6 protein-coding genes are annotated in these 4185 nt (G+C 60.3%); all 6 read left to right on the forward strand.

What is annotated here, in order from left to right; genetic code table 11:
* Window positions 1-125: 125 nt before the first annotated feature.
* Window positions 126-965 carry an isocitrate lyase/PEP mutase family protein gene (locus PK789_RS11140; RefSeq protein ID WP_324308858.1) on the forward strand — a complete coding sequence of 280 codons (840 nt, stop codon included), beginning with the start codon at window positions 126-128 and terminating at the stop codon, window positions 963-965.
* A 23-nt stretch (window positions 966-988) separates the two neighbouring features.
* Window positions 989-1459: a carboxymuconolactone decarboxylase family protein gene (locus PK789_RS11145; RefSeq protein WP_324308860.1), complete on the forward strand. Its 471-nt coding sequence runs from the start codon at window positions 989-991 to the stop codon at window positions 1457-1459.
* 175 nt (window positions 1460-1634) lie between these two features.
* Window positions 1635-2738 carry a GGDEF domain-containing protein gene (locus PK789_RS11150; RefSeq protein ID WP_324308862.1) on the forward strand — a complete coding sequence of 368 codons (1104 nt, stop codon included), beginning with the start codon at window positions 1635-1637 and terminating at the stop codon, window positions 2736-2738.
* Between the two features lie 123 nt (window positions 2739-2861).
* Complete coding sequence (gene rpsP / locus PK789_RS11155) at window positions 2862-3110, forward strand: 30S ribosomal protein S16 (RefSeq protein ID WP_324308863.1); 249 nt, start codon at window positions 2862-2864, stop codon at window positions 3108-3110.
* A gap of 51 nt (window positions 3111-3161) precedes the next feature.
* Window positions 3162-3683, forward strand: a complete 522-nt coding sequence (gene rimM, locus PK789_RS11160) for a ribosome maturation factor RimM (RefSeq protein ID WP_324308865.1) — start codon at window positions 3162-3164, stop codon at window positions 3681-3683.
* Between the two features lie 5 nt (window positions 3684-3688).
* Window positions 3689-4185 (forward strand): tRNA (guanosine(37)-N1)-methyltransferase TrmD (gene trmD, locus PK789_RS11165; protein WP_324308867.1); only part of this gene is annotated, 497 nt, incomplete at its 3' end.

The raw sequence follows: 4185 nt of genomic DNA on the forward strand, positions 1-4185 counted from the left end.
GTGCTCAAGCAATACCAGCAGATGGAAAAAATGATGGGCAAGCTGGGCCGTGGCGGCATGAAGGGCATGATGCGTGGCCTGTCCGGCATGATGGGTGGGCGTGGCGGTATGCCGCCGATGCGCTGATGCACGCCAGTGGCCTGCCACCACTGAGCAAAGCGCAGCACTTCAAGGCGCTGCATCACAACGGAGCGCCACTGCTACTGCCCAATGCCTGGGATGCCGGCAGTGCGGCGCTGTTCGCAGGTCTGGGCTTTCCGGCCATCGCCACCACCAGCGGCGGTGTGGCGTGGTCGCTGGGCTATGCCGATGGCGAAGCGCTACCGCTTGCTGAACTACTGGCCGCGGTGCGGCGCATGGTGCGCGTGGTAGATGTGCCCGTCACCGTGGATTTCGAAGCCGGCTTCGGTGCCACGCCGCAACAGGTAGGCGAAAGTGTGCGCACGCTGCTGGATACCGGTGCGGTGGGCCTGAACCTCGAAGATGGCATTGCACATACAACGTTGCGGCCGGTAGAAGAGGCGGCGCAGCGAATTGCCGCTGCACGGCAAGCTGCAGATGCGATGGGTATTCCGGCGTTCATCAATGCCCGCGTGGACAACTGGATCGTCGGTGGCGCGGATCCACAGGCGCTCTTTGACGATGCGGTGCGCCGCGCCCACGCCTATCTTGCGGCGGGTGCAGACGGGATTTATCCGATTGCATTGGGTGATCCTGCGGTCATCGAGCGGTTTTGTGCCGCAGTGGATGCCCCGGTCAATATGGGTGCCCGCGCCGGGCTGCCGAACTTGGCCACATTGCAGCAATTGGGCGTGGCGCGTGTCAGCACCGCCACCCGGCTGGCGATGGTGGCGTATTCGGCGGCGCGCCAAACGGCGCAAACCCTGCGTGAAACCGGCGAATTTTCGGGCCTTGACGCCAGCTTGGGCTACGACGCGCTACAACGGTTGTTCCCGACGCATTGATGGCCCACCAAAGGAGGCCCCCCATGTCACAACGTCTTGAATACCAGAGTGCTTCCCCAGAAGCCTTCAAAGCCATGCTCCATCTCGAACAGCAGATCCATCATCTGGGTTTGGAAGAATCCTTGCTGGAGCTGGTGAAATCGCGCGCCTCGCAAATTAACGGCTGCGCATGGTGCTTGGAAATGCACACCAAAGACGCCCGCGCACAGGGTGAAACCGAGCAGCGCCTCTACTTGCTCGCCGCCTGGCGCGACGCCCACTGCTACACCCCGCGCGAACGTGCGGCGCTGGCGTGGACGGAAGAAGTCACCAAGCTTGCGAGCGCACAAGACGTATCGGACGCCACATTTGCAGAGGCGCGTCGCCATTTCAGTGAAAAAGAGTTGGTGGACCTGACCCTAGCCATCATCGCCATCAACGGCTGGAACCGCTTTAACGTCGCCTTCAAAACCACGGTGAAGGATTATCAAAGCCCGCACACACCTAAAGCGTGAATGGCAGATATCAGAAATATAGCGGCCACTTGATCTAGGCCAAGTGGCGCCGTTATTTCCCATGCTAGCGTCCGCCGTGGGGACTTTATAAGCGCGCAGGGGAATGCAGCAAGAAGCCTCGATCATCGCGGTGACGCTGACGTAGGTAGTGGCGCTTGTGGGCGGGCTCAGCTGTTTGGGCTGGGTACTGTTGAGCTTCCCCGGCAAGCTGTCTTATGCCACGGCGCTGCGTTTTGCATTGGCCAATCTGTTGCTGGTGGGCGGCTTGGTTCTTGTACTGGCTCGCAATCAAGCCATAACGCCTTGGGTATTTTGGCTGCATTTTGGGCTTGGGGATGTGTTGCTGGTGTTGGGTGTCGCCTTGTTTCGCGATGGGCTGCGAGTGTTGCTGCGGTTGCCTGACTCGCGCTACGAAACATTTTTTGTCCCAATTGCATATGCCACGGGGATTGCGCTGATTCCGTATCCCAATGTATCTATATTCGCGCGTGCACTGCCGTTTTCGATTGCCTTGGTGTGGCTGGCCTTGCGCATGACGCAGGACTGTCTGCATCGCAGCAGCGGGCATCCGCTGAGTATGCCGCACAAAATTGCGGCCGCGGTGTTTGTCTCGCTGGGTTTGGTCATGGCCACGCGCGCAGCAGCACTCGTATTTTTCCCGGAACAAGCTGCACAGATGGAGGCCACATCGGTACGTGCTTCGGTGCCGTTTTTATGGGCATCGACGGCGGTCCTGCTGGCAATCAATAACGCTTTGGCGGGGCTGGTGCTCTCTGGCCTCGTACAGCGCATCAATCACTTGGCCACACACGATACCCTCACGGGCTGCCTCAATCGGCGGGCGTTGGATGAGCGCTTGCGCCAAGCCAAAGCGCATGCCAAACATAACCAGCAGCCGCTGGGTTTAGTGATGTTTGATATTGATCATTTCAAACGCATCAATGACCGGTTTGGGCATTTGGCGGGTGATGCCGTGTTGCAATTTGTTGCTAAAACAATGCAGCAACAGCTCCGTGAAGGGGACGTGATGGCACGCTGGGGCGGCGAGGAGTTCTTGGTATTGCTTCCTCACACAGATCAAGCAACAGCCACCACCATCGCGCAGCGGATGCAGAAGACGCTTGCCAATGCGGCATGGTCTTGGCAAGGGTGCCACGCGCCGCTGACCGCGAGTTTTTCGGTCATGGTTTCTTGGTGCGATGCGGTAAATTTACAGGCGCTAGATCAAGCGCTGTATCGCGCTAAGGCACTAGGTAGGAATCGCGTCGAACTCGTGTAAGGGCGGGTGCAGCAGGCTCTGGGGTGGTCTACACGTGGCTTGCGCTTGGTTCGCGCGTAAATTCCCGCTATACTTACCGGCTTACCCGGCCATCCCGGCCGCTGGGCAACACCGAGAAAAGCAATGGTCAAGATTCGCCTTACCCGTGGCGGCGCCAAGAAGCGTCCTTTCTACCACATCATCGTCACCGACGGCCGCAGCGCCCGTGATGGCCGCAACATCGAGCGCGTGGGTTTTTACAACCCGGTGGCGCAGGGCCAAGAAAAGCGCGTTGAGCTGGATCTTGTCCGTGTCAAGCATTGGCTGGACAACGGCGCACAGCTGACCGACAAGGTGGCTGACCTGTACAAGACCGCCGTCAAGGCTGCCTGATTCACCCTGCACGGTGCCTGTTCGCAGGCGCTGTGATAGCGAGAGTCTTCCATGAACGCACCGGACAGCTCCCAGCGGATGATTGCCGTGGGTCGCCTGCACGGTGCGTTTGGCGTGCGTGGCGAGGTCAAGCTGGAAAGCTTCACCGATCCTGAAAAAGCCATTGCCCGCTATCAGCCGTGGACGCTGCGTGATGCGCGCGGCAACCCGCAGGTGTGCGAAGGCGTGAAAGTACGCGAGGGCGGCAAAGGGCTGGTGGCGACCTTGCCGGGGGTGGACGACCGCGACGCCGCCGATGCGCTGCGCGGCGTCGAGGTCTGGGTGCCGCGTTCGGCCTTGCCTGCGCCGCCGCCCGGCGAGTATTACTGGGTCGATTTGGAGGGGCTGCGCGTGGTCAATGCCGATGGCGCAGACTTTGGCCGCGTGTCGCATATTTTCAATAATGGTGCCAACGATGTACTGGTGGCGCAGGGCGAGCGCGAGCGCATGATCCCGTTTGTGCTGCCTACCTACATCGTCTCGGTGGATTTCGATGGCGGCGTTGTCACGGTTGATTGGGACGCGGATTTTTGAGCGGCATGCGCTTCGATATCCTCAGCCTGTTTCCCGAATTCGTCGAACAAATCAGCACGCATGGCGTAGTCGGGCGTGCGGGTGAGCGTGGGTTGTTGTCGATTCACCCATGGAACCCGCGTGATTACGCCGAAGGCAATTACCGCCGCGTGGACGACCGCCCGTTTGGTGGCGGCCCCGGCATGGTGATGCTGATCGATCCATTACGCGCCGCATTGGCCGCCATCCGTGCCGCCGAGCCTGCACCGGTGCATGTGGTCTATCTCAGCCCGCAAGGCAAACCGTTGACCCAGGCCAAGGTACGGCAATTGGCAGTCATGCCGCGTATCGCACTGCTATGCGGGCGCTATGAAGGTGTTGATGAACGCCTGTTGCAAGCCGAGGTGGATGAAGAAATTTCGATTGGCGATTACGTGCTGTCCGGCGGCGAGTTGGCGGCCGCGGTGCTGATTGATGCGGTGGCGCGCCTGCAGGAAGGCGCGCTGAACGATGCCGAATCGGC

It is taken from the genome of Thermomonas sp. (assembly GCF_035369645.1).
Classification (GTDB): Bacteria; Pseudomonadota; Gammaproteobacteria; order Xanthomonadales; family Xanthomonadaceae; genus Thermomonas.